The organism is Paenibacillus sp. SER-28 (assembly GCF_052906305.1).
In genome coordinates, this window is the sequence record NZ_JBRECM010000014.1 from 37584 (window position 1) to 63834 (window position 26251).

The window sequence follows — 26251 nt, forward strand, 5'->3', positions numbered from 1 at the left end:
CCTGAGTGAATCCTGGTTCCTATATTCATTTTCAACGAGATTAAAAATAACATCTATGTGAAGCAAATGCAATCATTTTTTTGGAATAAAAAAGCCCCTTTCGGTAAAGAAAGGGACTACACTGCATAACGATTCATTCCTTGTATTCATGCCTTATTAAGCTTCCAGTGCAAATAATTTCGAGCAACTCATTCGAAGCTTGTGGTCAATCTGTTCCAACTCCGAGAAAGTACGCGCCAAATTCCGCTGGTCAAGCAACGAATTAATGAGATGATATACGTCTGATATTTCATTTTCGACGTTCTGATGCTGAAAAAGCTGTTGCAGTTCCTGAACCGTATTTTTATATTCAAATACCAGCCTGGAGCCTACGGCATTCTTCTCCATAATTTTACGAACCGTACCTTCATTATAAAAATACACCATAGTGAATCCTTGATACATTCGGTAAACGATGCCTTCGCCCTTAAAACGAACAAAAAGTTTGCGTATAAACAGGGTTAGTTGCGGATGAATTAAGCGGCAAGTCAATTCACACACAAACGCTCCCTCTTGGGCTTCAAAAAACAAATGAACTTCCTCACCCGCACTATGCTCCAGAACGATTTCCTGTCTTCCGTTATCTAGAACTTTAATATAGTAATGCACCTGGGGATCATCCACTGCCCGCAAAAATTCGTCCATTTGAGTTTCCGACAAGGTCAAAGTGGTTTTAACATACTCTGTGGCTAACCGCTGAGCCATACCAATCTCCTCAATTCTTTCCTGAACCTATAAGTTTAAGCTTTATGCTTTATTATACATCAGACCTACAACGCTTTTCTTGCACATCAAATCATAAATTTCCGCCATACATCGGAAATAAACGGAAAATGATAGGGTTGAGACTGCATTATACCCCATATCCTCACTCTTCTACTTAAATTCCACGAGTTCCTTTAGTTATTATATATTATTCCCACCATTTTAGTGAGTTTAATATTTTGTGAAGCCCGAATCATGAAAAAAGGACGCCCTCAAGGACGTCCCTAACCTTACAATTCCGTCTGCTCTTCGTCGTCATTCTCTATATAGCTGGAGATGACAGACCACAGCTCTTCCTTGCCCATACCTTCTTCGGATGAAAAGGGGATAAACAATCCCCCGGGAAGTATTCCGAGTTCCTGCTTGATTACCTTATAATGCTTTTCTCGCCGCGTTTTAGGGATTTTATCTGCCTTAGTGCCTACAACGCAGACTGGAAGCCCGTGATGGCGCAGCCAATCGTGCATCATGATATCGTCCTTGGACGGCGGATGACGCAAATCCACCATTTGAAGCACCAGCTTAAGTGGCTCACGCTCCAGCAAATAAGACTCAATCATCTGCCCCCAAGCCTTGCGGGACGTTTTGGATACCTTGGCATAACCATAACCGGGAAAATCGACAAAATAGAGGTCATCATTAATCCGGTAATAATTGAGTTGCTGGGTTTTACCTGGCGTAGAACTGGTACGCGCCAAATTTTTACGGTTAATCAACCGATTAATCAGTGAAGACTTTCCTACATTGGAGCGCCCCGCCAGAGCAATCTCTGGCAAAGCGTCCACAGGAAACTGATCGGGGCCAACCGCACTTATTATAAATTCTGCTTTTGTTACTTTCATTGTGTTCTTAATTCCTCTCTAATGTACCCTTGCCTGCTCAACCAAAGCATGCTTTAGCACCTGATCCATATGGGCAACGGGGACAAATTCAACATCCTGCCGGATACTGTCGGGAATATCCTTCAAATCCCGTTCATTATCTTTGGGAAGCAGAATTTTTTTGTAGCCTGCCCGATGGGCAGCCAGCGACTTCTCTTTCAAACCACCAATCGGCAATACTCGGCCGCGCAAAGTAATTTCGCCCGTCATAGCTACATCCTTGGATACATGACGGTTGGTCAAAGCTGAAATTAATGCGGTAGCAATAGTAATTCCCGCAGATGGGCCATCCTTCGGAATCGCACCCTCAGGAATATGAATGTGGATATCATTTTTCTCATAAAAGTCCAGTTCAATGCCCAGATCAACTGCTTTCGAACGAGTGTAGCTGAATGCCGCCTGTGCAGATTCCTTCATAACGTCTCCCAGTTTACCCGTAAGAATCAGTTTACCACTACCAGGTACGACCGTCACTTCAATCATCAGTGTTTCACCACCGACCTCTGTCCATGCCAAGCCTGTAACCGTACCGATCTGATCCTCCAGTTCTGCAACACCGTAACGGAATTTAGCGATACCCAGATAATCCTTCAGATTATCCGGTGTGATTTGAATCGGCCCTTCGCCACCAGATACAACGGACTTCGCTGCCTTGCGGCACAGAGAAGCCATTTGCTGTTCTAGATTCCGCACACCGGATTCACGGGTATATTCACGAATGACACGCAGGAGCGTATCCTCCCCGATGACCAACTGTTCCTCGTTCAAGCCATGCTCTCTCTTCTGCTTGGGCAATAGGTACCGGTTGGCGATTTCCAGCTTCTCCAGTTCGGTGTAGCCTGGAATATAGAGTGTCTCCATACGGTCCATTAGCGGACGCGGGATGTTGTGTGCAGCATTGGCTGTCGTTACAAACATCACATTGGACAGATCAAACGGCAGCTCGACAAAATGGTCACTGAACGTATTGTTTTGTTCAGGATCAAGCACTTCGAGCAATGCTGCCGATGGATCCCCCCGAAAATCAGAAGCCATTTTATCAATCTCATCCAGCAAAAATACCGGATTAGACGTTCCTGCGGTCTTCATCCCTTGAATGATCCGCCCCGGCATCGCGCCAACATAAGTCCGGCGGTGACCACGGATTTCCGCTTCATCCCGCACACCTCCGAGAGAAATGCGGACAAATTCCCGACCCATGGATTTGGCAATCGAACGAGCCAACGAGGTCTTGCCGACCCCTGGCGGGCCTACGAGACATAGAATCGGTCCCTTAATGGTCTTCACCAGCTTGCGCACAGCCAAATACTCCAATACACGTTCCTTGGGTTTATCGAGTCCGTAGTGGTCGTTATTGAGTACCTCTTCCGCTTTGACGATATCCAGGTCATCATCGGTAAACTTGTTCCACGGCAAGCTTAACAACCAATCAACATAATTACGGATGACGCCACCCTCGGCAGAGCTTGCCGGCATTTTTTCCAGACGATCGATTTCCTTTTCGACCTTCTCCTTCACCGGAACAGGTAGCTCCAGTTCACTTAGCTGGTTGCGCAGTTCTTCAACTTCTCCTGCGCGGCCTTCCTTCTCGCCAAGTTCCTTTTGAATCGCCTTCATTTGTTCACGCAGATAATACTCCTTCTGCGTCTTCTCCATTTGCTTCTTCACACGCTGGTTGATTTTACGTTCCAGCTCCAGTACTTCACGCTCATTGTTCAAAATATCCAGAAGCTTCTCCAGACGCTGAGTAACGTCGATCGTCTCCAGTATATCCTGCTTTTCCTTAATTTTGAGCGTAAGATGACTTGTGATCACGTCTGCAAGTCGTCCCGGCTCCTCAATATCGGATACCGCAGCGAGAGTCTCTGGTGTTACCTTTTTGGACAAGTTGATATAATGCTCGAACTGAGTTAATACAGTGCGCATAAGCGCATCCGTCTCAGGCTGTACGTTTTCTGCCTCGTGCAGCTCCTTCGCCATTACCTCGTAATATTCTTCATTGTCCGTATATTGAATAATCTCGGCGCGTTCCAGCCCTTCCACCAATACTCGAATAGTTCCATTAGGAAGCTTGAGCATCTGGCGTACCTTGGCTACCGTGCCGACTCGAAAGATGTCCTCTTGTGTAGGTTCTTCAATATTTACTTCTGATTGAGAACACAGGAGAATCAAATTGTCTTCAACCATCGCTTTTTCCAAAGCCTTGACCGATTTTTCCCGGCCCACATCGAGATGCAGAACCATGCTCGGGTAGACCAGAAGTCCTCTTAAGGGCAGCAAAGGAAAACGACGACCTTTTGTCTTGGTGGGTCCCATCGCTTTCGCACCTCCAGTGATTCTCAGGTTCCGGATTTTTCAATCCTCACGTTGTTATCTTTCATATTTTATCAAATGTTTTATGAAAAAACCAATGAAAGGGTGGTTCATCAGCAAGATCCTGTATCTGATATCGTCCCGTTATGCGTTCCATCAGCCTGTAACAAGGAAGATTGGGATGGGCGAAAAGTCTCAATTGGCGCATGCACAGGCAAATCTGACGTCATTTCTTCCCCAAATACATGTCGGAACACTTCGGTAACTGACTGCACAGGAATGACTTTTAAACCCTCAATACCGTCAAAAAGAGCTTGCCAGTTGTCCTGCGGAATGATCACCTTTTTGGCTCCAGCCTGAAAAGCGGCTTCAACCTTGGCTAATACACCACCAATCGGTTTGACACGACCATGGATGCTAACTTCGCCAGTCATAGCAATTTCATGATCCACCGGAATTCCCCGCATCGCGGAAGCAATGGCTGTTGCCATCGCAATTCCTGCGGACGGGCCATCTACTGGCGTACCCCCAGGGAAATTGATATGCAAATCGTAATTCGATGGAGACAAGCCAAGCGTACGCAAAACGGTTAAAACATTTTCCACAGAACCTTTAGCCATGCTCTTACGGCGCAGCGTGCGGGACCCACCTCCAATTTCTTCCTCATCCACGACCCCCGTAATATTGTAAATTCCCTTTCCCTCAGGAACCGGAACTGCTGTAACTTCAATTTCCAGCAGCATCCCCATGTTCGGGCCATATACAGCTAATCCGTTAACGAATCCGATTTGCGGCAAGCCCGGTATTTTTCGGTCAGGACGTGGTTGAATTTGACTGCTGCCCGCTACCCATTCCACGTCGGAAGCATTGAGACGCTCCCTTTTCTCGGTAAGTGCCAAACCAGCAGCCAGCTGGATCATATTGACCGCTTCCCGACCGTTTGTTGCGTAACGCTGTACAACTTCTACCGCCTCAGGGCAAGGGCCAAAGCCTAGCTTGTGGACAGCATCCTCTGCAATACGAGCAATCTCCTGTGGCTGCAAGGCACGGAAATAAATCTCCATGCACCGGGAGCGAATCGCAGGTGGCAGTTCATGCGGCGAACGGGTCGTCGCACCTACCAAACGAAAATCGGCTGGCAAACCGTTTTGGAAAATATCGTGAATATAAGCAGGAGTGTTCGAATCTTCCGAGTTGTAATACGCACTCTCCAAAAATACCTTGCGATCCTCCAGTACTTTCAACAGTTTATTCATCTGCGTTGGATGCAGCTCACCAATCTCATCAATGAACAGCATACCCCCATGTGCCTTCGTAACAGCTCCGGGCTTAGGCTGCGGGATTCCCGCTACCCCCATCGCTCCTGCCCCTTGATAGATTGGATCATGCACTGAACCTATCAGCGGGTCCGCAATACCGCGCTCGTCAAAGCGGGCCGTCGTAGCATCAATCTCCGTGAATTTGGCATCTCCCTTGAATGGGGAGGACAGATTCTTCTTAGCCTCTTCCAGCACCACGCGTGCAGCAGCCGTCTTCCCTACACCCGGCGGGCCATAAATAATGACATGCTGCGGATTCGCACTACATAACGCTGCCTTGAGTGCGCGCAGTCCGTCCTTCTGACCCACGATATCCTGTAATGTGGCAGGACGTGTGCGTTCAGCCAACGGTTTGGTAAGTGAAATAGAACGCAATTTGCGCAGCTTATCCAATTCCTTGCGGGATTCCCGATCCACCGCACTACGGTTCGTTTTCTGGCTCCGCAGGAGGTTCCAGAAATACAGACCAATAACAATCCCGAAAAACATTTGCACCAATAACAAAATCATAGTCAAGTCCATCGTATTTCCTCCGTTTCTCATCTTAGCAATTTGAAAAATGCCGCTCTATGAAAAACAGTATTTCCTTTTCCGCGATAGCTAAACGGCGGTCTTTCAAAAGATCAGAGAAATACAAAAACGCCGTGAAGAACAGTTCTGTAGCAGAGCTGCTCTCCACGGCGTTTAAATGATGACAATAGATTATGACTATGCCTCTTTATATAACTGCTTTGCCTACACCTTCTCGGCGGTATGACGTTCTTCACGTCCAGGGATTTTCCCTGTTTCCTCATATGCCTTGACGATGATATCAATTTCTTTTTTCAATTCGTCCACCATATCAGCCTCTGGTACTTTGCGAATCATTTTTCCATAACGGAACAAAAGGCCTTCACCGCGTGCCCCAGCAATTCCGATATCAGCTTCCTTCGCTTCACCCGGGCCATTTACTGCACACCCCAGTACTGATACTTTAATCGGTACCTTGAGTTTTGCAATGTAGTCCTCCACCTCGTTGGCAATAGAGAACAGATCTATATCCAGACGTCCGCAAGTCGGACAAGAAATCAGTGTAGCTGCGTTTGTGATCAATCCAAACGTCTTGAGCAACTCACGTGCTACCTTCACTTCTTCCACCGGATCGGCACTGAGCGAAATACGCATTGTAGAACCGATGCCTAAGGCCAGCAAAGCACCCATACCTGCTGCGCTTTTAACCGTACCAGTAAAGAGCGTACCTGCTTCGGTAATACCGAGATGGAGCGGATACTTAATAATTTCAGCGGCCTTCGTATAAGCTGCAATCGCCATAGGAACGTCAGACGCTTTCAGTGACACAATAATGTCATGGAAATCAAGTTCTTCCAGTATCCCGATATGATACAGTGCGCTTTCTACCATCGCTTCTGGCGTAGGGTAGCCATACTTATCCAGTAAATGCTGTTCCAATGATCCGGCGTTCACACCTATCCGAATCGGAATCCCTTTTTCCTTACATGCCTTCACGACAGCTTCCACTTTTTCACGTCGTCCAATGTTACCTGGATTAATGCGAACCTTATCAATTCCATTTTCAATTGCCAGTAGAGCCAGCTTGTGATTAAAGTGAATATCTGCAACCAACGGAATATGAATCCGTTTCTTAATTTCTTTAATAGCTGCGGCAGCTTCCTCATTGTTGACGGTAACCCGCACTATCTGACATCCGGCTTCTTCCAAGCGAAGAATCTCAGCTACTGTAGCTTCCACATCTGCCGTTTTGGTTGTACACATGCTTTGGATGATAACTTCATTGCTGCCGCCAATCGTCAGATTCCCGACTTTAACGGGACGTGTGTCTTGTCTTAAGAACATGTACTTTTCTCTCCCATTAACGCCAAACCTCCACCCCTTAAAACCTCATACAGGTTTAGTGAAGTGGAGATCCGGCTTCTCATGTTTTAGAGATCGCGAAGTATCAATCCTTAGGCGCTCTCTTCTTGTTTTTTATCCTTATCTGTACCACCGAGTTCCGGTGCGATTTTGTCTTTTACAACCTGCTCATTGATGACGCAAGTAGTCACATCCTCACGGGAAGGAACCTCATACATTACGTCCAGCATAATACCTTCGATGATCGCACGAAGGCCACGGGCACCCGTGTTACGCTTGATCGCTTCGCGAGCAATAGCTTCCAGAGCATCTTGCTTAAACTCCAGTTGCACATTATCCAGCTCAAGCAGCTTCTGGTATTGCTTGGTTAACGCATTTTTCGGTTCGGACAGAATACGAACCAATGTGTTCTCATCAAGCGGCTCCAGCGTAGAAATTACTGGCAAGCGTCCTACAAATTCCGGAATCAGGCCGAATTTCAAAAGATCCTCAGGCAATACCATTGAAGTATATTCGCCTGGTTTCAGATCTTTTTGTTCGCTAGTAGCGTTGAAGCCGATAACCTTTTTACCGATACGGCGTTTGATCATTTGCTCCAGACCATCAAAGGCACCACCGCAAATGAACAGGATATTCGTGGTGTCAATTTGAATGAACTCTTGATGTGGATGCTTGCGACCGCCTTGCGGAGGTACAGAAGCAACTGTGCCTTCCAAAATCTTAAGCAACGCCTGCTGTACACCTTCACCCGATACGTCACGCGTAATGGACGGGTTTTCGGATTTGCGGGCTACTTTATCAATTTCGTCAATGTAGATAATGCCGCGTTCGGCTTTTTCCACATCATAATCGGCAGCTTGAATCAGTTTCAACAAAATATTTTCAACGTCTTCACCCACATAACCTGCTTCCGTAAGGGAAGTGGCATCTGCGATAGCAAAAGGAACGTTCAAAATTTTAGCCATGGTTTGCGCAAGCAACGTTTTACCCGAACCTGTAGGTCCAAGCATCAAAATGTTACTTTTTTGCAGTTCCACATCATCAATTTTGTTTTGAGTATTAATACGTTTGTAGTGATTATATACCGCTACAGACAACGATTTTTTCGCTTGATCCTGACCAATGACATATTGGTCCAGAATGTCACGGATTTGCATTGGTTTCGGAATGTCTTTCAGATCTACTTCTTCTTCATGACCCAATTCCTCTTCTACAATCTCCGTGCACAACTCAATGCATTCGTCACATATATATACGCCCGGTCCAGCAACAAGCTTGCGAACCTGATCCTGAGATTTACCGCAGAAAGAACATTTCAATTGTCCTTTTTCATCATTAAATTTAAACATAGAGCCACCCCTTTACAGATTAATCGGTTTAGACAGCACCTGGTCAATGATACCGTATGCTTTTGCCTCTTCCGCTTCCATGAAGAAATCCCGGTCAGTATCACGTTCGATTTTTTCGAGGGGCTGACCCGTACGCTCTACATAGATTTGATTCAGCTTAGCACGTGTTTTGATAATCCAGTCCGCATGAATCAGCATATCGGAGGCTTGCCCTTGAATGCCACCGAGCGGCTGATGGATCATGACTTCACTGTTGGTAAGCGCGTATCTCTTGCCTGGCGCACCCGCTGTGAGCAGCAACGAACCCATACTTGCAGCCATGCCTACACAGATCGTCGATACGTCCGGCTTAATGAATTGCATTGTATCATATATACCCATGCCCGCAGTTACAGAACCGCCTGGCGAGTTAATGTACAAATTAATATCCTTCTCTGGATCTTCCGCAGAAAGGAACAATAACTGTGCAATGACGAGATTGGCGACATCGTCATCAATCGGGCCACTTAGGAAAATAATACGATCCTTAAGCAACCGCGAGTAAATATCGTAAGATCGTTCTCCTCGATTCGTTTGTTCCACAACCATAGGGACGAGACTCATCACGACCAACCTCTTTTCTTTATTAAAATGAACACCTGTATTCATCCGCTTCCTTATGTCCCATTAAAACGGAAGCAGCAAGCATGAAACGTGAACACCTTACAAAATATTTTAACATGTTCAGAGTCTCGTGTCATATTTGCATGCGCTCATATATGCAGTGCGGGCTGTTTACAGTACACTCTGCCGAGACCTTCTCATATTTAACCATGTTTCGTATGTATGTGCAAATATACGGTAGTGACTTATGTAAAACAAAAAACACGACTCACAGCACTTTCCATAAACGACTAAAATTTGGGTTACCAAAGGTAAAAATAAGGCACGTAACTTTCACTACGTGCCTTATCCCTATCTAATTGCTACGTTGCAGCTTGTTACAGCATACTCCGTATATTTTATCGTCTGAATTATTCAGCAGCTTCAACTGGCGCTTCTACTTCTTTGCTGTTTTCCACCAACAAAGCAATCGTTTTGCGCAGTGAAATTTCTTCTTTCAGGTTAGCGAACGAGCCGTTACCTTCCAGAATGCTGCGGATTTCCTCAACTGAACGTTTGTAAGCTTCAGCCATGTTTTTCAGTTCTTCATCAATTTCCGCTTCGGAAACTTCGATGTTTTCTGCTTTAGCCACTTGCTCCAGCACGAGGTTGTTACGTACGCGCTTCTCAGCATCAGCTTTCATTTGCTCTTCCAGGTCTTCCTTGCTTTGACCAGAGAATCCGAGGAACATTTCAAGGTTCATACCTTGGCTACGCAAACGGTTGTCAAAATCGCGAACCATGTTTTGCACTTCGCTCTTCACCATTGCTTCAGGAATGTCGATTGTTGCATTCTCAGCAACTTTCTCCACTACAGCACCCTCGCGGGCTGCTTTAGCTTCGTTTTCCTTACGATCCAATAATTGCTTTTTCAAGTCTTCCTTGAATTCAGCCAGTGTGTCAAATTCGCTTACATCTTTAGCAAATTCATCGTCCAGTTCAGGAAGAACTTTGCGTTTCAGTTCGTGAACTTTCACTTTGAATACCGCTTGTTTGCCAGCGAGGTCAGCAGAATGGTAGTTCTCAGGGAACGTTACTTCAACGTCCTTGGAATCACCAGTGTGCAAACCAACCACTTGCTCTTCAAAACCAGGGATAAATGTGTTAGAGCCCAGTTCCAAAGAATACTTCTCAGCTTGTCCGCCTTCGAATGGTACACCATCCACGGAACCGTCGAAGTCAATAATAGCTGTATCACCGGATTGAGCAGCATCTTCATCAACGACAACCAATTCAGCATGACGTTGTTGCAGGCGCTCCAGTTCTTGAGCCAGTTCTTCGTCGCTTACTTCGAGTTTGCTTACAGGCACTTCTACGCCTTTGTAATCGCCCAAAGTCACTTCAGGTTTAACAGTAACCTTTGCTTTGAATTTGAAAGATTCGCCTTTAGCAAATTGGTCAATTTCAACGTCAGGGCTGTCAACCGGGAAGATGTCTGTTTGCTCTACAGCTTGGCTGTAAGCTTCTGGCAACAGGATGTCAATTGCATCCTGGTACAGACTTTCAATACCATAGCGTTTTTCAAAGATAGGACGTGGTACTTTACCTTTACGGAATCCTGGTACACTTACTTGTTTTGCCACTTTATTAAAAGCTTTGTCGAGTGCAGCGGCTACACGATCCGCGTCAACCTCAACTTCAAGAACCCCAAGGTTCTTCTCTATTTTCTCCCAAGTTGCTTTCATTTTATGCTTTCCCCTCCAACAAAATCTTCACTTAGTTTTCATTACAATCAACGCACACAAAATAACCACTATAGTATATCTAACATTACTGTCTTTTTCAAGAGCAGCCCTTTGAATGCTTCACAGGTAAACGTTTCCGGTCATTAAGGAGTGTTCATTCCCGCCGCTACGAATAGTCGCATCGACCGATACGCCTGCTCAAAACGGAAGCGCAGCGCATCTGTAATGCCATATATAGCCCGGGTTTCTTCCTCATTATTATTTCCGTTCAAACTTTCCGAAACCGTCTGATGGAGTGCTGCAGCCCAAATATCCGGCATCCCGTCCTCTTCCACCAACATTGATCTATAATCTTTCGTACCGTATACTGCCATCACAAACTGTGACCACAGCTCCTGTGCGAAATAGAATAGTGTAGGCTCGTGCACCTCAGTCTGATCGGCCACCCGTTCCAAAATACGCATAATCGACTCTGGAAAATCACCTGGCTGTAACGGAACCGTTTCAATGTCGATTTCCGCTTGTTCATCACCCCGTCTGATTTCTATCGTCCCTTCCATTCCGCGTCGTCGCATTGTCTGTAGAACACGGAATTGAAGTAAAGGATGGATTTCCCGTTCCGTAATCCAGCGAAGCAAGGCATCGTCGATTTCTGGCAGTTCCAGATAGGACAACTGCTCCAACGCTAAAATCGTCTGTTCGGATAAGGGTTCATCCATAGCCATCCGCAACAGCTTGTTGCCGTAGCCTGCATCCTGCTCCTGCTTAAAGCGTGCATGACGGCGAGCTAACTCTACTTCACTGACCTCTTCTTCCACAGCGTCCGTTACCGCCCCGCTGTCAGCGTACTGTGGAAATGCAGCTTCCAGCCATTGTAATAGAGCGTTCCATTCATCGTATTGCTTCTGCTCCTGTCCCTGACACTGCATTAAAAAACGCAGCATCGCCATCGCCTCTCCGTAACGTTCGTTTTCAAGCATCACAGTAAGTTGAATTTGATAATAGTCCAGTGTCTTCGGAAACAATACAATATTATTTTCTTTTGTCGTCACCTTGGAGTCCTTTATTCAAGGCACCCCCTCTCCTTCGCAAGCTCAAGTATTTGTAGATTATATGAGAAACAGTAGCCGAAGTCCAACCACTCGTCTTACACATATTCACCTGTATTCTAACATACCCTTTTATAAGGCAAAAAAAACTACGTCTACTCAGAATTTATGCTGTATAAAGCCTAAATAAGCGATATATGCAAAATAAGACTTGAATTTCTTTTATACATATGATATATTAATATTCGCTTGAATTTTATGTCCCAGTAGCTCAGCTGGATAGAGCAACGGCCTTCTAAGCCGTCGGTCGGGGGTTCGAATCCCTCCTGGGACGTCATAACAAGAAGCTTCCATAATGGAGGCTTTTTTTGTTCTCATGAGATAAACCACGGGGGAACGTCGGGTCATCGCTATCGTTAGCCTATACTTCGCAGCCGACCATAGGAAGAGTATCTCTCTTGATAAATTACACCAAAAATAGCTTCCGCAAGGGAGCTTTTTTTCATTATAAATAATGTAGAAAGATTAGTCTGCCCAACGCTACTTTAGGCGCTGGTTTCAAGTCTCTACTCTTTCAAAAAAACGCAGAAATTGCTATCATCTATCATGTTGCACCATTTCAGGACCATTTTGATGAAAAACCTTTGAAGTCCAGTTAGAAGATATTTATAAGCTTATGTCAACAAAGGACACACAAATCACATCGCTTGACCGCGTGAATTAGCAAGGAGATTAACAAATGAAATTAATATCTTGGAATGTAAACGGCTTAAGAGCCTGTGTGACCAAAGGGTTTTATACTTATCTAAAAGAAACAAATGCCGATATTTTTTGCGTACAGGAAACGAAGCTTCAAGAAGGCCAAATCCTCATGGAGAACATGGAGGAATACACACAATACTGGAATTACGCTGAGAAAAAAGGATATTCCGGCACGGCTATTTTCACCAAAATCAAGCCGCTCTCTGTGCATTATGGACTTGAGGAAAACGAAGAACCAGAGGGCCGAACCATAACTCTGGAATTCGAAAAATTTTATCTCGTCAATGTGTACACACCGAATACCAAACGGGACTTATCCCGACTGCCCTACAGACTGGAATGGGAAGACCGTTTTCGCAGCTACCTGCAACAACTGGATGCTTTGAAGCCTGTCATCGTTTGTGGAGACTTGAACGTAGCTCATCAGGAGATCGACCTCAAAAATGCCAAGGCTAACTACGGAAATGCCGGATTCACACCTGAGGAACGGGAACGCATGTCACAGCTGCTAGACGCCGGATTTATAGATACCTTCAGATCCTTTTATCCTGACCGGACGGATGTTTATTCCTGGTGGTCCTACATGCCAAAGGTGAGAGAAAGGAATATCGGCTGGCGGATTGATTACTTCCTCGTCTCGGAGAGACTTCGTCCGCTTTTGATGGATGCGAGCATTGATTGTCATATTACAGGCAGTGACCACTGCCCTGTGATATTGGATTTGCAAGATATTTCAGCATAGGCCCCCCCTGTCCTGACACAAGGATTTATGAAACCTTAAAAAGCCGTTATGCTCTGCTATGGCAGCATGACGGCTTTAATTAATGGAGCTATGTCCCCAAATATACCTCGATACGGGAAATCAACCGATCTCTCAAATCTTGCGCTTCTTTTTGATCTAATACAGCCTGGCATATCGTCTTCTTTTCGCCACTGACGTAATGCAGTACATATTGGGTCACTCTGCATTCCGGTGCATAAGTATCCTTACGATCCGTATTAAAATAGGTCACCTGGCAGCTTCCGAGAAAACAGAAAGATAGCTCACCTGTAGCTGTGAACAGCCAGCCTGGCAGCTTGGGCTCCAGCCTCAAGGATAGTCCCCTATGATCATAGCCAAACGGCTGCCCCGCCAGACTTTCATTCACCTTATACATACCCAGCTTCCTGTCGTAAAGCCCACTCTGCCTGATTTGCCGATATAGCTCCTGCCCATTTACAATGTCGCCAACCACTTTCATAGCCCGGGTTGGTCCCTCTAGAAAATATGGGGTATCCTTACGTTCGAAGGAATGTATGTTTACGAGCTTGCCCCCGCAGTCATCCTCCTGTACCTCGAATTCTCTGGCTTCATAATAAAAGAAAGTTGGATATATCCCCTCACCGATAAGCAGAGCCTTATCCATCCCCTGTTGGAGTTTACGTTCAGCTTGGCCCAAAAACACCAGTACATCTTCAAACGCTAATGGTGTTTCTGCCCCTTCAATCCAAAACGAACCGTTTCGCGATACGCTTCTCTAGCATCCGAAATCCGTGACCAGAAGCTGTAATCCTTACTTTCATCCCTGCAATCAGCCTCATCCGAATCGTGGTAGTATTCCTCCATTGCGAGCTTCAGCTGTTGGATCAACTTAGCAACTTCTCGCGGCAACCGTAGCACAGAATCGCCCGAAAGCTTCACCTGTGCATGTATTAAAAATCTTACAAGTCGCTGTAATTCACACAGTTCACTGAATCCAGAAGCAAACAGCCCCGGAAGTCCGTTCATGGAATCATTCCATCCCGGCTTGCCCGCCTCCATCTCAATTCCCAAGCCCTCTGGGTCCAGCGTGGACAGCTTGATGGCTGCTAATGACAGCAGCTTTTCATATAAATTTGACTTATAAATCTCTCCGCTTCCATGTTCGGTTCGAACCCAATGAACATCGCGATCCCGGGCGTGCAGCTGAGCTTCTTTCTCCTTGCTCTCTACGACCGCCCCGTACTGACAGATACGTCCGTCCTTCATCTGCACGCATTTGTTTCGACGTGGCTGTACCCATGCCGGACTGTCGTAATACATGTACTCTCGGGTTGCGAGCAAGAGTTCCTCTTGTTTGTCTGGATAGATACTTAGATAACTTTCGATTAGATCCATGTTATATGTCCAATGGTCGATCCAGAAACCTTCACCAAAATCAGCCTCATAGCATTGTTCGGAATGCTTGAGAGCTTCGGTTACAAACGTCTCAACCGTTTGCTTTAGCGCGATGTTGTCATGAATGATATGTTGAATTAGCTCACCCGGGGTGAACGACGATTGAAAAAAAGCACGCAAAGACGAATGATCTGCCACCTCCACCTGTCCCAGCAACGGTTCCAGCTCCCCATGCTTGCGTGAAAATACATGATATACAAATGGTTGCTCCGTGCCGTTGTCCAGCAGCAATGGATAACCACCACGTAACAGGTTATCCAGATAGTTCTGACGGCAGTATTCGTCAAATAACGGAATGGATGTCCGCGTTGCCATTTCATCCGTCAACTCTTCGATCAACGCTTTGGCTTCCTCCGCCTTCCGCTCGATATAAGGCATGGTTGCGATTTCCGTAATCCGTTCATTGATAGAGTGAATATCATTCACATGCCCGATGATCGTACAGTGATTGACGGCAGTACCTGCCGCCAGTCGTGCTGTGTAGCCGCTAAACCCACAAGGCACTTTATTCGTCGTCACAGACTGCTGTGAAACCAAGTCTTCGACGCCTTTTCTATTTAAAACCCGTTATTCGCCATCACTTGCTTGAACCACAGCGCACTTTGTTTGGGTGTCCGTTCCTGCGTGTCGTAATTGATGTGTATAATACCAAAACGTTTGCTGTATCCCCAGGCCCATTCAAAGTTATCGAGGAATGACCAGACAAAATAGCCCTTAAGCTGACCTCCCTCCACAATAAAGCGATGGCATGCCTTTAAATGTTCCTCAATGTAATACTGACGTCCAATGTCCTCAATCTTTCCATTCACCAGTTCGTCCTTCATCGCTGCTCCGTTTTCCGTAATCAGGATGGGTAACCCCTTGGAAAAATCCTTCTCAATCCGCGTTAGCAGCTTATAAAAGGATTCAGGGTGAATCTCCCATCCCATATCCGTTACCGGTTCCTCTATGGAAACCTGCTCGACCTGAAGCAACGAAGCGTCTGTAGTCGCTCGAATGATACTGCGGGCGTAGTAGTTGATGCCCAAAAAATCCCCTGGCTGCTGAATCAGCTCCATATCACCAGGCTGTACAAAATCCAATCCATTCAAGTGCGCCCCGTACCATTCCACCATATCCTCAGGGTATTTCCCGTTAAACAATGGTTCGGCAAACCATCGATTAATAAAACCATCCCGCCGGACAGCAGCGGCTACATCTTCGGGGTGTTCAGAGGCTGCATCGACATGCTCCATGTTCAGCGTAATACCGATGTTGCCCGTCAGGCCCTTTTCCTTGTGTAAGTTCATGGCTATCCCGTGACACATCAGAATATGATGAGCGGCAGTAAAGGCTTCCCTCCAGTTCTCATGGCCGGGGGCATGTTCTCCTGTGCCATAGCCCAAAATAGAGGCGCAGTAGGGCTCATTTATCGTATTCCACCAGCTTATACGCTGTCCAAATCGATCCATGATTACAGAAGCATACGTTTTAAAATGTTGGATAATCTCTCGCTGCGTCCAACCGCCTTCGTCCTCAATCCACTGCGGTAGATCCCAATGATACAGCGTCAGCATTGGAATTAGCCCGGCCGACTCAATCTCATCCAGCAGACGCTCATAGAAGAGCAACCCCTGTTCGTTAACCACGCCAGGTGCGGGAATAATGCGCGGCCAGGCCACGGAAAAACGATAATGTAAAAAGCCAAGTTGCTTCATTAATTGCACGTCTTCCTTAAAGCGGTGAAAATGGTCACAAGCCACATCTCCGCAGTCCCCTCCTATCACCTTCCCGGGTGCTCGACAGAAAGTATCCCAAATAGAAGGCGTTCTTCCTTCCTCATCCACGCCACCTTCAATTTGATAAGAAGAGGTCGAAGTTCCCCACATAAACGTGGCGGGGAATGTATAGGTATTCTCACTCATACTCGGTATCATCCTTTCAGGAATCAAGACTTCACAGCTCCGGCCATTGCACCGCCGACAATAAAGCGCTGGAGGAAAATATACAAAATTACGAGCGGTAATGTAACAATTAAAATACCGCAAGCGAGCAACGGCCAGTTGTTCATGTATTGTCCGTAGAAGGAGAACAATCCCTTGGTCACTGGCTGATAAGCAGGATCAGACAAATAAATAGTAGGACCTATAATGTCATTCCACGCCCCAATCGCTGTCAAAATAATGCCTGTTGCCAACACCGGCTTCATCAGCGGGACAAGAATTGTAAACAAATATCGTGAATATCCGCACCCGTCCATGGCAGCCGCTTCATCCAGCTCTCGGGAGACAGACTTGATATACCCCACAAACATCAGGAAAGCGATGCCGGTACCTGTTGTTTTCAGCAAAATAAAACCCAAGCTGGGTATTGTAAAGTCCAGGCTATTAATGAGAGCAAATTGCGGAATCAGCCGGATTCGGGAGATACATGGATATCAGGAAAAACACTTTTTCAGCATTGTAAAATTCCCCCTGTACTCTTAGAATAAATGCATTCACTTTTACGAAAGCGGTTTAGTTAATTGCAGCTACTATTATGTATCGGATAGCCTGTATTTGTAAATAGAGAATTGTAAATTATCAAATAAAACATAAATCACCGTTATTACTCCTTGAAATATTAGGCAACATCCTTTATTCACACGGTTGACTCACTTCTATGAGGTAGCATAGAATACGAGTAATCATTAAGTTTGAAAAGAAAAGTCAATTTAACTAAATCGGTTTAGTTGCGGAGGATTCCATGAATATAAAAACAATAGCTAGCATGGCAGGCGTTTCAGTGGCAACGGTTTCGAAAATCATTAACAATTACACAGATATCGGTGAGGAAACCCGACAGCGGGTACTTAAAATCATGGAGGAAACAGGCTATAGACCCTCCTCCTCGGCTAAAACGCTTGCTACCAAAAAATCTAATCTGGTAGGCGTTATATTTGCCGGCAAGCTGAATGTTGATTTTAGTCATCCTTTTTTTGTAGATATCATTAATGTCTTCAAAAAACAGATTGGCTTGCTCGGTTACGATCTGCTATTTTTCTCAAATGAGAAATTTCTGGATAATGGAGAGGACTATTTGGCTCGCTCGAAATATTTTTCAGTGGACGGGTGCATTATTATTGCTGGAGATGAGGTGGAGAAGAGTGTTTTTGATCTCGATGCCAGCCCTATCCCCTGCATCGGTGTCGATATTGAGCTAACCGGAGCTAGTTCCTGCTATATCATGTCCGACAATCAGAAGATTTCAATGAAGGTTGTTGAGCACTTTTACATGAATGGATACCGCGAAATGGGTTTTATAGGCATTGAACGCCCCTCCTTGGTTATTAAAGAGAGAGAGGAAGCCTTTTTCGCCTCACTAAAGCGGTTTAGTCTTGACGTTAGACCTGAATGGGTCGTGTATGGTAAGGACTACGCGGCAGAAGATGGATACCAGGTCGCGAAGGCGTGGATACAGCAAGGAAATTTACCAAAAGCTATTTTTGCGGCGACCGACCTGCTTGCTTTTGGTGCCATACGTGCTTTCAAGGAAAGCGGCTTGAGGGTACCCGAGGATATTGCTGTAGTGGGATGTGATGATATAGAAGCCTGTCGATATACCGAACCTCCACTGACGACTGTAAAACAAGACAAGCAAAAAATAGGCCGTCTAGCCGCTATGGTGCTGTTTGACCTGATGAATAAACAAATGGATACGAAATGTATTAAAGTAGAGCCGGAACTAGTCATTCGTAGCTCCTGCGGAGCCCGGCAACATTGGGACCATACGAAGGTCAAGAGTTAGCATATGCCTTATAAAAGATGACTCCTGATAAATTCAGAAGTCATCTTTTTGCAGTTTAATATTCAGAGACCCATCGCTTAATCTATTACTTGTAGGCCATCGTCGCATTCACAGCCTTTTTCCAACCTTCATACAAGCTTTCACGTGTTGATTCATCCATATTCGGGGCAAAAGAGGTTTCCACCCTCACCCGCTTGCGAAGTTCATCCGTACTCTTCCAATATCCAATAGCCAAACCTGCCAGACATGCAGCCCCCAGTGCCGTCGTCTCATGGATAACTGGCCGCTCCACTGTTGCATCCAGAATATCGCTCTGGAATTGCATCAGAAAATTGTTCAATACAGCTCCTCCATCCACCCGCAGCAATTTCACTGCAATACCTGAATCAATCTCCATGGCTGTAAGCACATCCTTGGTCTGATAAGCGAGTGACTCCAATGTGGCGCGGATAAAATGCTCCTTCGTGGTCCCGCGTGTCAAACCGAACATCGCTCCGCGCACCTCGCTATCCCAGTAGGGGCTGCCCAGTCCGACAAAAGCGGGTACAAGATACACTCCTTCCGTAGACGAAACACGGGCGGCATAAGGTTCACTGTCCTTCGCTTCACGGAACATACGTAGTCCGTCTCGCAGCCACTGGATCGCCGACCCTGCTACAAACACACTCCCCTCGAGTGCGTATTGCACTTTGCCTTCCTCCAGTCCCCAAGCGATGGTCGTAATCAGGCCGTGCTTGGATTCCACTGGTTGATCCCCCGTATTCATCAGCATGAAGCAGCCTGTGCCGTAAGTGTTTTTGATCATCCCTTTTTCGTAACATGCCTGACCAAACAAGGCTGCCTGCTGGTCACCTGCTGCACCGGCGATCGGTACATTCTGACCAAAGAAATGATAATCCACAGTGTGCGCATATACCTCGGAAGAAGGTCTTACCTCAGGTAGCATGATTTTCGGAACACCCAGAATGTCCAGCAGTTCTTCGTCCCACTTTAGTTCATAAATGTTGTACATCAGCGTCCTGGCTGCATTGGAGTAGTCCGTTACATGTGCCGTTCCGCCGGATAGTTTCCAGATCAGCCACGAGTCAATCGTACCGAATAACAGGTCACCTCGTTCCGCCTTTTCCCGCGCGCCCTCCACATGGTCCAGTATCCACTTTACTTTAGTACCTGAAAAATACGGGTCGATCAACAGGCCTGTTTTGCTGTGAAAAAGCTCCTCGTGCCCTTGTCGCTTCAATTCTTCACAGATGTCCGAGGTTTGGCGTGATTGCCATACGAGTACGTTATACACGGGCACTCCTGTATTTTTGTCCCATACAGCCACCGATTCTCGCTGATTGGTAATGCCGATGGCAGCCACTTGATTTGCTTTTACACCGGATTCGGAAAGACAGGAGGCAATGACCCCGAGAATAGAGCTCCAGATTTCATTCGCATTCTGCTCTACCCAGCCGGGATGAGGAAAATACTGCGGAAATTCTCGCTGAGCCGAGTACACTACATCTCCTTCGCTATTGAACAAAATCGCTCTTGAGCTTGTCGTTCCCTGATCTAGTGACAAAATATATTTTCCCATTGTTCATCTCTCCCCGTGTAAATCCATCGTTTTTACGCTGTAAGTTTGTGATCCATTTTATGATTTTTATAAGTTCGACTCATACGGAAGGTAATCAAGAGTACAACCACGATGACCCCTAGCAAAATCCAGAAAGCCGGAGTCACACTCCCCTTAAAAACGGCCTGATAAAATGGCCCTGCGAAAGATCCCCCCAATAGCGGTCCTATAATGGGCACCCATGCATATTTCCAGTTGGACGCCCCCTTACCGGGAATCGGTAGTAAATAATGCATCAGACGCGGCCCAAAATCCCTCGCTGGATTGATGGCATAGCCCGTTGTTCCTCCAAGAGATAAACCGATACTGACAACTAAAAAACCAACAATCAGTGGTTTCAGGCCATCTGTAAATGAATTGGCGCCAAACGACAGTAAAGCAAGAACAAAGATGAAAGTACCTATCATTTCACTAAGCACGTTGCCAAACGGATGATCAATAGCTGGTCCTGTCGCGAATACACTGAGTTTGGCTGCTGTGTCCTCCGTCTCTTTCCAGTGGGGCCAATAATGCAAAATAACGATCACTGCACCCGCCATGGCCCCGAGAAGCTGAGCAACAATATAGCCGGGAACATCTTGCCATGGAAAACTACCCTGAAATGCCAACGCCAGTGTAACTGCCGGATTCAAATGCGCTCCGCTGATTTGACCCACTGCATACACCGCAATAGCTACCGCGAGCCCCCAACCCATTCCGACCACAATCCAGCCGGAAGCGTGGGCAAATGACTTTTTCAGGGACACCCCTGCGCACACTCCGCCACCTAGGGCAATAAGAATCATTGTCCCTATGAATTCGGCTGCGTATGGCGACATACAACCTACCTCCTCAATAGATCATCCGATTTTGATCGCTTTCATCGCACAAAAAAAGAAAAGCCATCACAAACCAACCCTGTGCTGTACCATGGGATGTCTGCGTGGCTCTCTTGTCTCCGTCACGATTATAAACTTAAATTTGATACTATATAAGCATGTAAGCGATGTCAACTGCGGATTTACGTTTTTCATAGCTTAAAATAATCGTTGACCATGTTAGATTCTCCGATTTATGATGTGAAAAAATGGTTTAATGTGAGGATTTCAGGATGAATACGACACTCCCAAACTCGATGAAGAAGGGAAGAATGTTATGCTGAAATTTCTGCAAAAAATCGGCAAGTCGTTAATGCTTCCAGTAGCCACTCTACCCGCTGCAGGGATCTTGCAAGGATTAGCTCTGATTAATTATGAAACGGATATACCACTTGGTCCCGGAGTTGGCGGATTTCTGAATCATTATATCACTCCTTTTCTGAACGAGGGCGCGGGGGCCATCTTCGGTAACCTTGCGCTCATTTTCTCCATTGGTGTTGCCATTGGTCTGGCAGGCGACGCAGTAGCCGCATTATCGGCAGTCATTGCCTATATGGTGCTGACCCGTATTTTGGCGGCAGTGCCGGGTATATTTGCATATATTCCAGACGACGTCAAGCTGGACATGGGCGTATTGGGGGGTATTTTTATCGGTGGATGGTCTGCTTTTCTGTTTAAAAAATATCACAATATTCAACTTCCAGATTGGCTTGGCTTCTTCTCAGGCAAACGCTTTGTCCCCATGATCACCGCCTTTACGACCATGATTCTGGCCATTCTGCTCGGTATGATCTGGAGTCCGGTACAAGATGGGATTGCAGTCTTCGGCAACTGGATTGTCGGCTTTGGCGGAATCGGATCAATGGTATTCATGATTGCCAATCGGCTGCTGATCCCGCTCGGTTTGCATCATGTGTTGAACTCGATCGCATGGTTTCAAATTGGTGACTACACCAATGCTGCCGGTGAGGTCGTTCATGGTGACCTGACGCGTTTTTTTGCAGGCGATACATCGGCAGGTATATTCATGTCCGGCTTCTTCCCCATTATGATGTTCGCGCTGCCAGCAGCAGCCCTCGCATTCATCCATACCGCCAAACCGGAAAAACGTAAAGCCGTCGCTTCCATCTTCATCGGTTCTGCGCTGGCATCGTTCCTGACCGGAATTACCGAGCCCCTCGAATTTTCGTTTATGTTCATTGCACCATTGCTTTACGGCGTTCATGCTCTGCTGACAGGCCTGAGTGGCCTGGTCGTATACCTACTGGATGTCAAACTTGGCTTTTCTTTTTCAGCAGGACTCATTGACTATTTGGTCAATATGAAACTCTCCACCCACCCATTGCGAATGATTCCGGTCGGGCTTGTGTTCGCCCTCATCTATTACTTTCTGTTCCGATTTATCATTCTCAAATTCAACCTAAAAACTCCTGGGCGTGAAGATGATGTAGAAGACAGTCTCCTGTCTGAGGTTAACGAAACTATATCCGATGGAAAGGCAAGCACCACATCCGACACTCAATCCAGTCAGGCAGGCAGAATACTAACCTATCTCGGCGGTTCAGACAATATCCAAAGCATTGATGCCTGCATCACGCGGCTGCGTCTTGTCGTCAAAGACGACAAAGCGGTTAATGATCAAGCTCTCAAGCAGCTCGGAGCGTCGGGAATCATCAGGCTTGGTAATGGTACCCTGCAGGTTATTTTCGGGACTCGGTCCGAAATTCTGAAAGATGAAATACAGCGGTTGATGTCATAGGCTGAATCCCTAACTTAAACACGTGCGTTCTTCATATAACAGACGCGCGTGCTTTTTTTTAGTAATAAACGTTTCAAATTTTTTGTTTTTGGTTAAGGCAATGCACATAAATGGGTAACAGCTTCATATGATGGAGCTAAACCATTTACAACTTGTTTAGCAGGCAGATTATCTCAGACAGCAAGGAGGGAAATGATGTGAAGACAGTACAATGGCTGGTACTATGTCTTGCTTTTCTCACGATGTTCAGTGCTTGTAGTGAACCCTCGTCCTCTGAAAGTCAATCATCTGAAACTAATTTGTCAAACAGAAAAAAGATAACGCTTACATTATGGTACTGGAACCGTTCCATTGACGATGAACTACTCGCCCAGGCGGAAAAACAATTTCCCAACATTGAATTAAAAACTCAAAAAATAGGCGGTGACTTCAAAGCCAAACTGAAGACAACGCTCGCAGCTCGTTCCGGTGAACCAGACATCGTAGCTCTGAACGATTGGATGGTGGAGCTGTTCCCCAGTGCGGATCGTTTTTATGACTTAAGGGAACTCGGAGCAGACCGCTTGAAGGATCAATATTTGGAATGGAAATGGAATCAAGGGATCACTCCTGAGGGTAAAATGATTGCATTTCCCATGGATACTGGGCCTACCGCCCTCTTCTACCGAAGTGATCTGTTTGAACAAGCAGGCTTGCCTAGTGATCCTGAAAAGGTTAGTGCCTCCATCCGCACATGGGATGATTACATGGCAGCCGGAGAACAACTTCAGCAGAAATTCGGAAGCCGTTCGTTTTTGGCTGATAATATTGTAAACGTTTACAATCAGGTACTCGCTCAGCACACAAACCTTTACTTCAAGCCGGATGGCAGCTACATCGGCAATCAATCTCCTGATATCCGTCTGGGCTGGAAAACTGCTGTCGATTTCCACAAGAAGCATCTGCTCGCCAACGCAGATGGCTGGACTCCCGAATGGAACGCTTCGGTCAATAACGGCAAAATTGCCTCTTTTATAGGGGCTATCTGGATGAAGCAAGTTCTCACAGAGGCCGCGCCGGATACAGCGGGTAAATGGAGAGTCGCCCGTGCTCCTGGAGGAGACGGCAATCTGGGAGGGTCATTCATTTCTATCCTCAAATCCAGCAAACATCCCAAAGAAGCTTTTGAAGTCCTGACCTGGCTGCAAAACCCGGAACACCAGCTGGAAGCCTACCACAAAATCGGACTGTTCCCGTCCACTCCCGGCGTCTATGACGATCCTATCATGGAGACACCCGAGCCTTTCTTTGGTGGTCAGGCCACCGGACTCATCTTTGCCACTTCCGCACGTCATGTGAAAAGCAGCTATTTCGGCGAGCGCTATCCTGTCATCCACGGCATTGTGACCCGTCGCCTTGCTAATGTCGCCAAGCAGGATGCCAATCCCGATGCATTATGGACGGAAACCATGGATCGAATCGAACGGGAATTACAGCGATAAAAAACAAAATTCAAAAAAGGCGTGTGGACATTATGCTGAGAGAAATCTGGAAGCACCGTGCCGTTTATGCTGCGATCTCGCCGTTTTATCTGCTGTTTGGTATCTTTGGACTGTTTCCGATTGGCTTTTCATTATATCTAGCGTTTCACAAATGGGACGGGATCGGAGACATGACCTACAACGGCTGGGGCAATTTTCGCTACCTTGTGACAGACAATGAATTTTGGCAGGCTGTAGGCAACACCTTTGTGATCTGGGTGTATGCAACGATTCCGATGCTATTCTTCGCACTGATTATTGCCTTTCTGCTTTATGCCCCTTTTGTGAAAATGCGCACCTTATGGCGAGTTGGATTCTTCCTGCCCAATGTGACGTCTATTGTGGCTGTTGCCATCATATTTGGTGCCTTATTTGCCAACAATTTTGGATTTCTCAACTACCTTCTGCAACTCTTGGGACTACCCATGGTTCAATGGTTGAATGTGCCATGGGGTATCCAAATTGCCATTTCTTCTATGGTCGTATGGAGATGGATGGGCTATAACGCAATCATCTATTTGGCCGGACTCCAGAGTATTCCGCATGTGCTGTATGAGGCCGCCAAAATAGACGGGGCAACCGGAGCGCAAGCTTTTTTCCGCATCACTATCCCCATGCTGCGCCCAGTCATTCTGTTTACGGTCATTACGTCCACCATCGGCGGTATGCAGCTCTTCACCGAGCCACAGGTCCTGGTCGGTAATGACGGCGGTTCCGGGGCAAGTGGCATGACCATCGTTTTATACCTGTACCGCGAGTCGTTCATTAACAACTATTTTGGATATGGTGCAGCCGTCGGATGGGGCATGTTCCTCATCATTGCTCTATTCTCCATCATAAACTGGAAACTCGTTCAAGGTAAAAAATAACGATGGGAAGGAGCTTCACAACATGATGCAGACACGCGCAAAATCCTTTGTTTTATATGCCGGATTGTTGGTGGGAATCATCCTGTCGATGTTTCCATTTTACTGGCTGATCGTCATGGCAACTCGTACCACTTCAGACATCTACCGTTTTCCACCGCAATTGTGGTTTGGCAGCCACTTCTTGGATAACATAACGAGAGTATTACAGCAGATTAATTTTGCCGGAGCCTTTTTTAATACCCTTTTTGTAGCCAGTTCTGTTACCCTATTGGTTCTGTTTTTCGATTCACTGGCAGGTTTTGCATTCGCCAAGTTTGATTTTCCGGGCAAAAAAGTGCTATTTATCGTTCTGCTAGCTACGATGATGGTCCCTTCACAACTTTCGCTTGTCCCCTCCTTTGTCATGATGGCCTCCTTTGGATGGGTAGGTACGTTCAAAGCGCTTATCATCCCGGGGATGGTAAATGCCTTCGGCATTTTCTGGATTCGTCAATATGCGGAAGAATCCATCCCAAAGGAGCTGCTGGATGCGGGCCGGATGGACGGATGCAGCTTTTTTCGACTGTACTTGAATGTAGCACTGCCTATTCTACGTCCTGCGTTCGCTTTTCTCGGCGCCTTTACCTTTATAGGAGCTTGGAATGATTATTTATGGCCGCTAATCGTCTTAACGGATGAGCGTAAATTCACGCTCCAGATTGCACTGTCACAATTGAACGGAATTTACAATACGGATTATGCGATGGTCATTGCGGGCACCCTGCTGGCTGTACTGCCACTTATTATTTTGTTTCTTTTCATTAGCCGCCAGTTTATTTCCGATCTTGCCGCTGGAGCGGTCAAAGATTAGATTTACTTGAATTCCCTTATTCATTTCATGTATAATGGTTAATCGTCATTTCAAATAGCTTACATGATGAAGTTAGGTATCCAACAGGCAATCAGGTTAAGCGATTTACGATTTGAACATGAACTATGAACTGAGGGGAA

At 46.2% G+C, this 26251-nt stretch carries 20 protein-coding genes, 1 tRNA gene and 1 pseudogene; 7 read left to right on the forward strand and 15 right to left on the reverse strand.

Annotated features, from left to right (window positions below):
• Positions 1 to 156: 156 nt before the first annotated feature.
• From ACUYLD_RS23155 to ACUYLD_RS23195, 9 genes are all read right to left on the reverse strand, one after another.
• Positions 157 to 744: a non-ribosomal peptide synthetase module gene (locus ACUYLD_RS23155; protein ID WP_134904425.1), complete on the reverse strand. Its 588-nt coding sequence runs from the start codon at positions 742 to 744 to the stop codon at positions 157 to 159.
• A gap of 290 nt (positions 745 to 1034) precedes the next feature.
• Positions 1035 to 1646 (reverse strand): ribosome biogenesis GTP-binding protein YihA/YsxC, encoded by a 612-nt coding sequence (yihA, locus tag ACUYLD_RS23160; RefSeq protein WP_061828820.1) that lies wholly within the window; start codon positions 1644 to 1646, stop codon positions 1035 to 1037.
• An 18-nt stretch (positions 1647 to 1664) separates the two neighbouring features.
• Positions 1665 to 4001 carry an endopeptidase La gene (lon, locus tag ACUYLD_RS23165; RefSeq protein ID WP_134903684.1) on the reverse strand — a complete coding sequence of 779 codons (2337 nt, stop codon included), beginning with the start codon at positions 3999 to 4001 and terminating at the stop codon, positions 1665 to 1667.
• A 110-nt stretch (positions 4002 to 4111) separates the two neighbouring features.
• Positions 4112 to 5839 carry an ATP-dependent protease LonB gene (gene lonB, locus ACUYLD_RS23170; RefSeq protein ID WP_061828822.1) on the reverse strand — a complete coding sequence of 576 codons (1728 nt, stop codon included), beginning with the start codon at positions 5837 to 5839 and terminating at the stop codon, positions 4112 to 4114.
• Positions 5840 to 6052: 213 nt separating this feature from the next.
• Positions 6053 to 7171: a flavodoxin-dependent (E)-4-hydroxy-3-methylbut-2-enyl-diphosphate synthase gene (gene ispG, locus ACUYLD_RS23175; RefSeq protein WP_446676086.1), complete on the reverse strand. Its 1119-nt coding sequence runs from the start codon at positions 7169 to 7171 to the stop codon at positions 6053 to 6055.
• A gap of 110 nt (positions 7172 to 7281) precedes the next feature.
• Positions 7282 to 8538 (reverse strand): ATP-dependent protease ATP-binding subunit ClpX, encoded by a 1257-nt coding sequence (gene clpX, locus ACUYLD_RS23180; protein ID WP_013311623.1) that lies wholly within the window; start codon positions 8536 to 8538, stop codon positions 7282 to 7284.
• 12 nt (positions 8539 to 8550) lie between these two features.
• Complete coding sequence (gene clpP / locus ACUYLD_RS23185; RefSeq protein ID WP_016324659.1) at positions 8551 to 9141, reverse strand: ATP-dependent Clp endopeptidase proteolytic subunit ClpP; 591 nt, start codon at positions 9139 to 9141, stop codon at positions 8551 to 8553.
• 410 nt (positions 9142 to 9551) lie between these two features.
• The gene (gene tig / locus ACUYLD_RS23190; protein ID WP_028541569.1) at positions 9552 to 10865 is read right to left on the reverse strand and encodes a trigger factor; all 1314 of its coding nucleotides are present in this window, start codon (positions 10863 to 10865) and stop codon (positions 9552 to 9554) included.
• Positions 10866 to 11008: 143 nt separating this feature from the next.
• Positions 11009 to 11917 carry a hypothetical protein gene (locus tag ACUYLD_RS23195; protein ID WP_013311626.1) on the reverse strand — a complete coding sequence of 303 codons (909 nt, stop codon included), beginning with the start codon at positions 11915 to 11917 and terminating at the stop codon, positions 11009 to 11011.
• A 257-nt stretch (positions 11918 to 12174) separates the two neighbouring features.
• Here ACUYLD_RS23195 and ACUYLD_RS23200 point away from each other — a divergent pair.
• Together ACUYLD_RS23200 and ACUYLD_RS23205 are read left to right on the forward strand one after the other, a co-directional pair.
• Positions 12175 to 12248: transfer RNA gene (locus ACUYLD_RS23200), tRNA-Arg, on the forward strand.
• Between the two features lie 405 nt (positions 12249 to 12653).
• Entirely contained in the window at positions 12654 to 13418 is a 765-nt protein-coding gene (locus tag ACUYLD_RS23205; RefSeq protein WP_165179222.1) for an exodeoxyribonuclease III, read from the forward strand.
• An 88-nt stretch (positions 13419 to 13506) separates the two neighbouring features.
• On the opposite strand, the gene ACUYLD_RS23210 is transcribed toward ACUYLD_RS23205, so the two are convergent.
• From ACUYLD_RS23210 to ACUYLD_RS23225, 4 genes and pseudogenes are all read right to left on the reverse strand, one after another.
• Entirely contained in the window at positions 13507 to 14121 is a 615-nt protein-coding gene (locus ACUYLD_RS23210) for a hypothetical protein (RefSeq protein WP_446676087.1), read from the reverse strand.
• A 17-nt stretch (positions 14122 to 14138) separates the two neighbouring features.
• On the reverse strand, positions 14139 to 15410 hold the full coding sequence (locus ACUYLD_RS23215) for a hypothetical protein (protein ID WP_446676088.1): 1272 nt from the start codon (positions 15408 to 15410) through the stop codon (positions 14139 to 14141).
• 20 nt (positions 15411 to 15430) lie between these two features.
• Complete coding sequence (locus ACUYLD_RS23220; RefSeq protein ID WP_446676089.1) at positions 15431 to 16777, reverse strand: GH1 family beta-glucosidase; 1347 nt, start codon at positions 16775 to 16777, stop codon at positions 15431 to 15433.
• 23 nt (positions 16778 to 16800) lie between these two features.
• Positions 16801 to 17302: pseudogene (locus tag ACUYLD_RS23225) on the reverse strand (carbohydrate ABC transporter permease); the annotation flags it as partial.
• 295 nt (positions 17303 to 17597) lie between these two features.
• Here ACUYLD_RS23225 and ACUYLD_RS23230 point away from each other — a divergent pair.
• Positions 17598 to 18638, forward strand: a complete 1041-nt coding sequence (locus tag ACUYLD_RS23230; RefSeq protein WP_446676090.1) for a LacI family DNA-binding transcriptional regulator — start codon at positions 17598 to 17600, stop codon at positions 18636 to 18638.
• 85 nt (positions 18639 to 18723) lie between these two features.
• Here ACUYLD_RS23230 and glpK read toward each other — a convergent pair whose 3' ends face one another.
• Together glpK and ACUYLD_RS23240 are read right to left on the reverse strand one after the other, a co-directional pair.
• Positions 18724 to 20217: a glycerol kinase GlpK gene (gene glpK / locus ACUYLD_RS23235; protein WP_446676091.1), complete on the reverse strand. Its 1494-nt coding sequence runs from the start codon at positions 20215 to 20217 to the stop codon at positions 18724 to 18726.
• 32 nt (positions 20218 to 20249) lie between these two features.
• Positions 20250 to 21074, reverse strand: coding sequence for an MIP/aquaporin family protein (locus tag ACUYLD_RS23240; RefSeq protein ID WP_254350245.1), 825 nt, complete (start codon positions 21072 to 21074; stop codon positions 20250 to 20252).
• A 316-nt stretch (positions 21075 to 21390) separates the two neighbouring features.
• Here ACUYLD_RS23240 and ACUYLD_RS23245 point away from each other — a divergent pair, with 316 nt between their 5' ends.
• From ACUYLD_RS23245 to ACUYLD_RS23260, 4 genes are all read left to right on the forward strand, one after another.
• Positions 21391 to 22872, forward strand: a complete 1482-nt coding sequence (locus ACUYLD_RS23245; RefSeq protein WP_446676092.1) for a PTS transporter subunit EIIC — start codon at positions 21391 to 21393, stop codon at positions 22870 to 22872.
• Between the two features lie 197 nt (positions 22873 to 23069).
• Entirely contained in the window at positions 23070 to 24353 is a 1284-nt protein-coding gene (locus ACUYLD_RS23250; RefSeq protein ID WP_446676093.1) for an ABC transporter substrate-binding protein, read from the forward strand.
• 32 nt (positions 24354 to 24385) lie between these two features.
• Positions 24386 to 25261 carry a carbohydrate ABC transporter permease gene (locus tag ACUYLD_RS23255; protein ID WP_165179212.1) on the forward strand — a complete coding sequence of 292 codons (876 nt, stop codon included), beginning with the start codon at positions 24386 to 24388 and terminating at the stop codon, positions 25259 to 25261.
• 22 nt (positions 25262 to 25283) lie between these two features.
• A complete protein-coding gene (locus ACUYLD_RS23260; protein ID WP_061828831.1) occupies positions 25284 to 26111 on the forward strand; it encodes a carbohydrate ABC transporter permease in 828 nt (275 codons plus the stop codon).
• Positions 26112 to 26251: the final 140 nt, after the last annotated feature.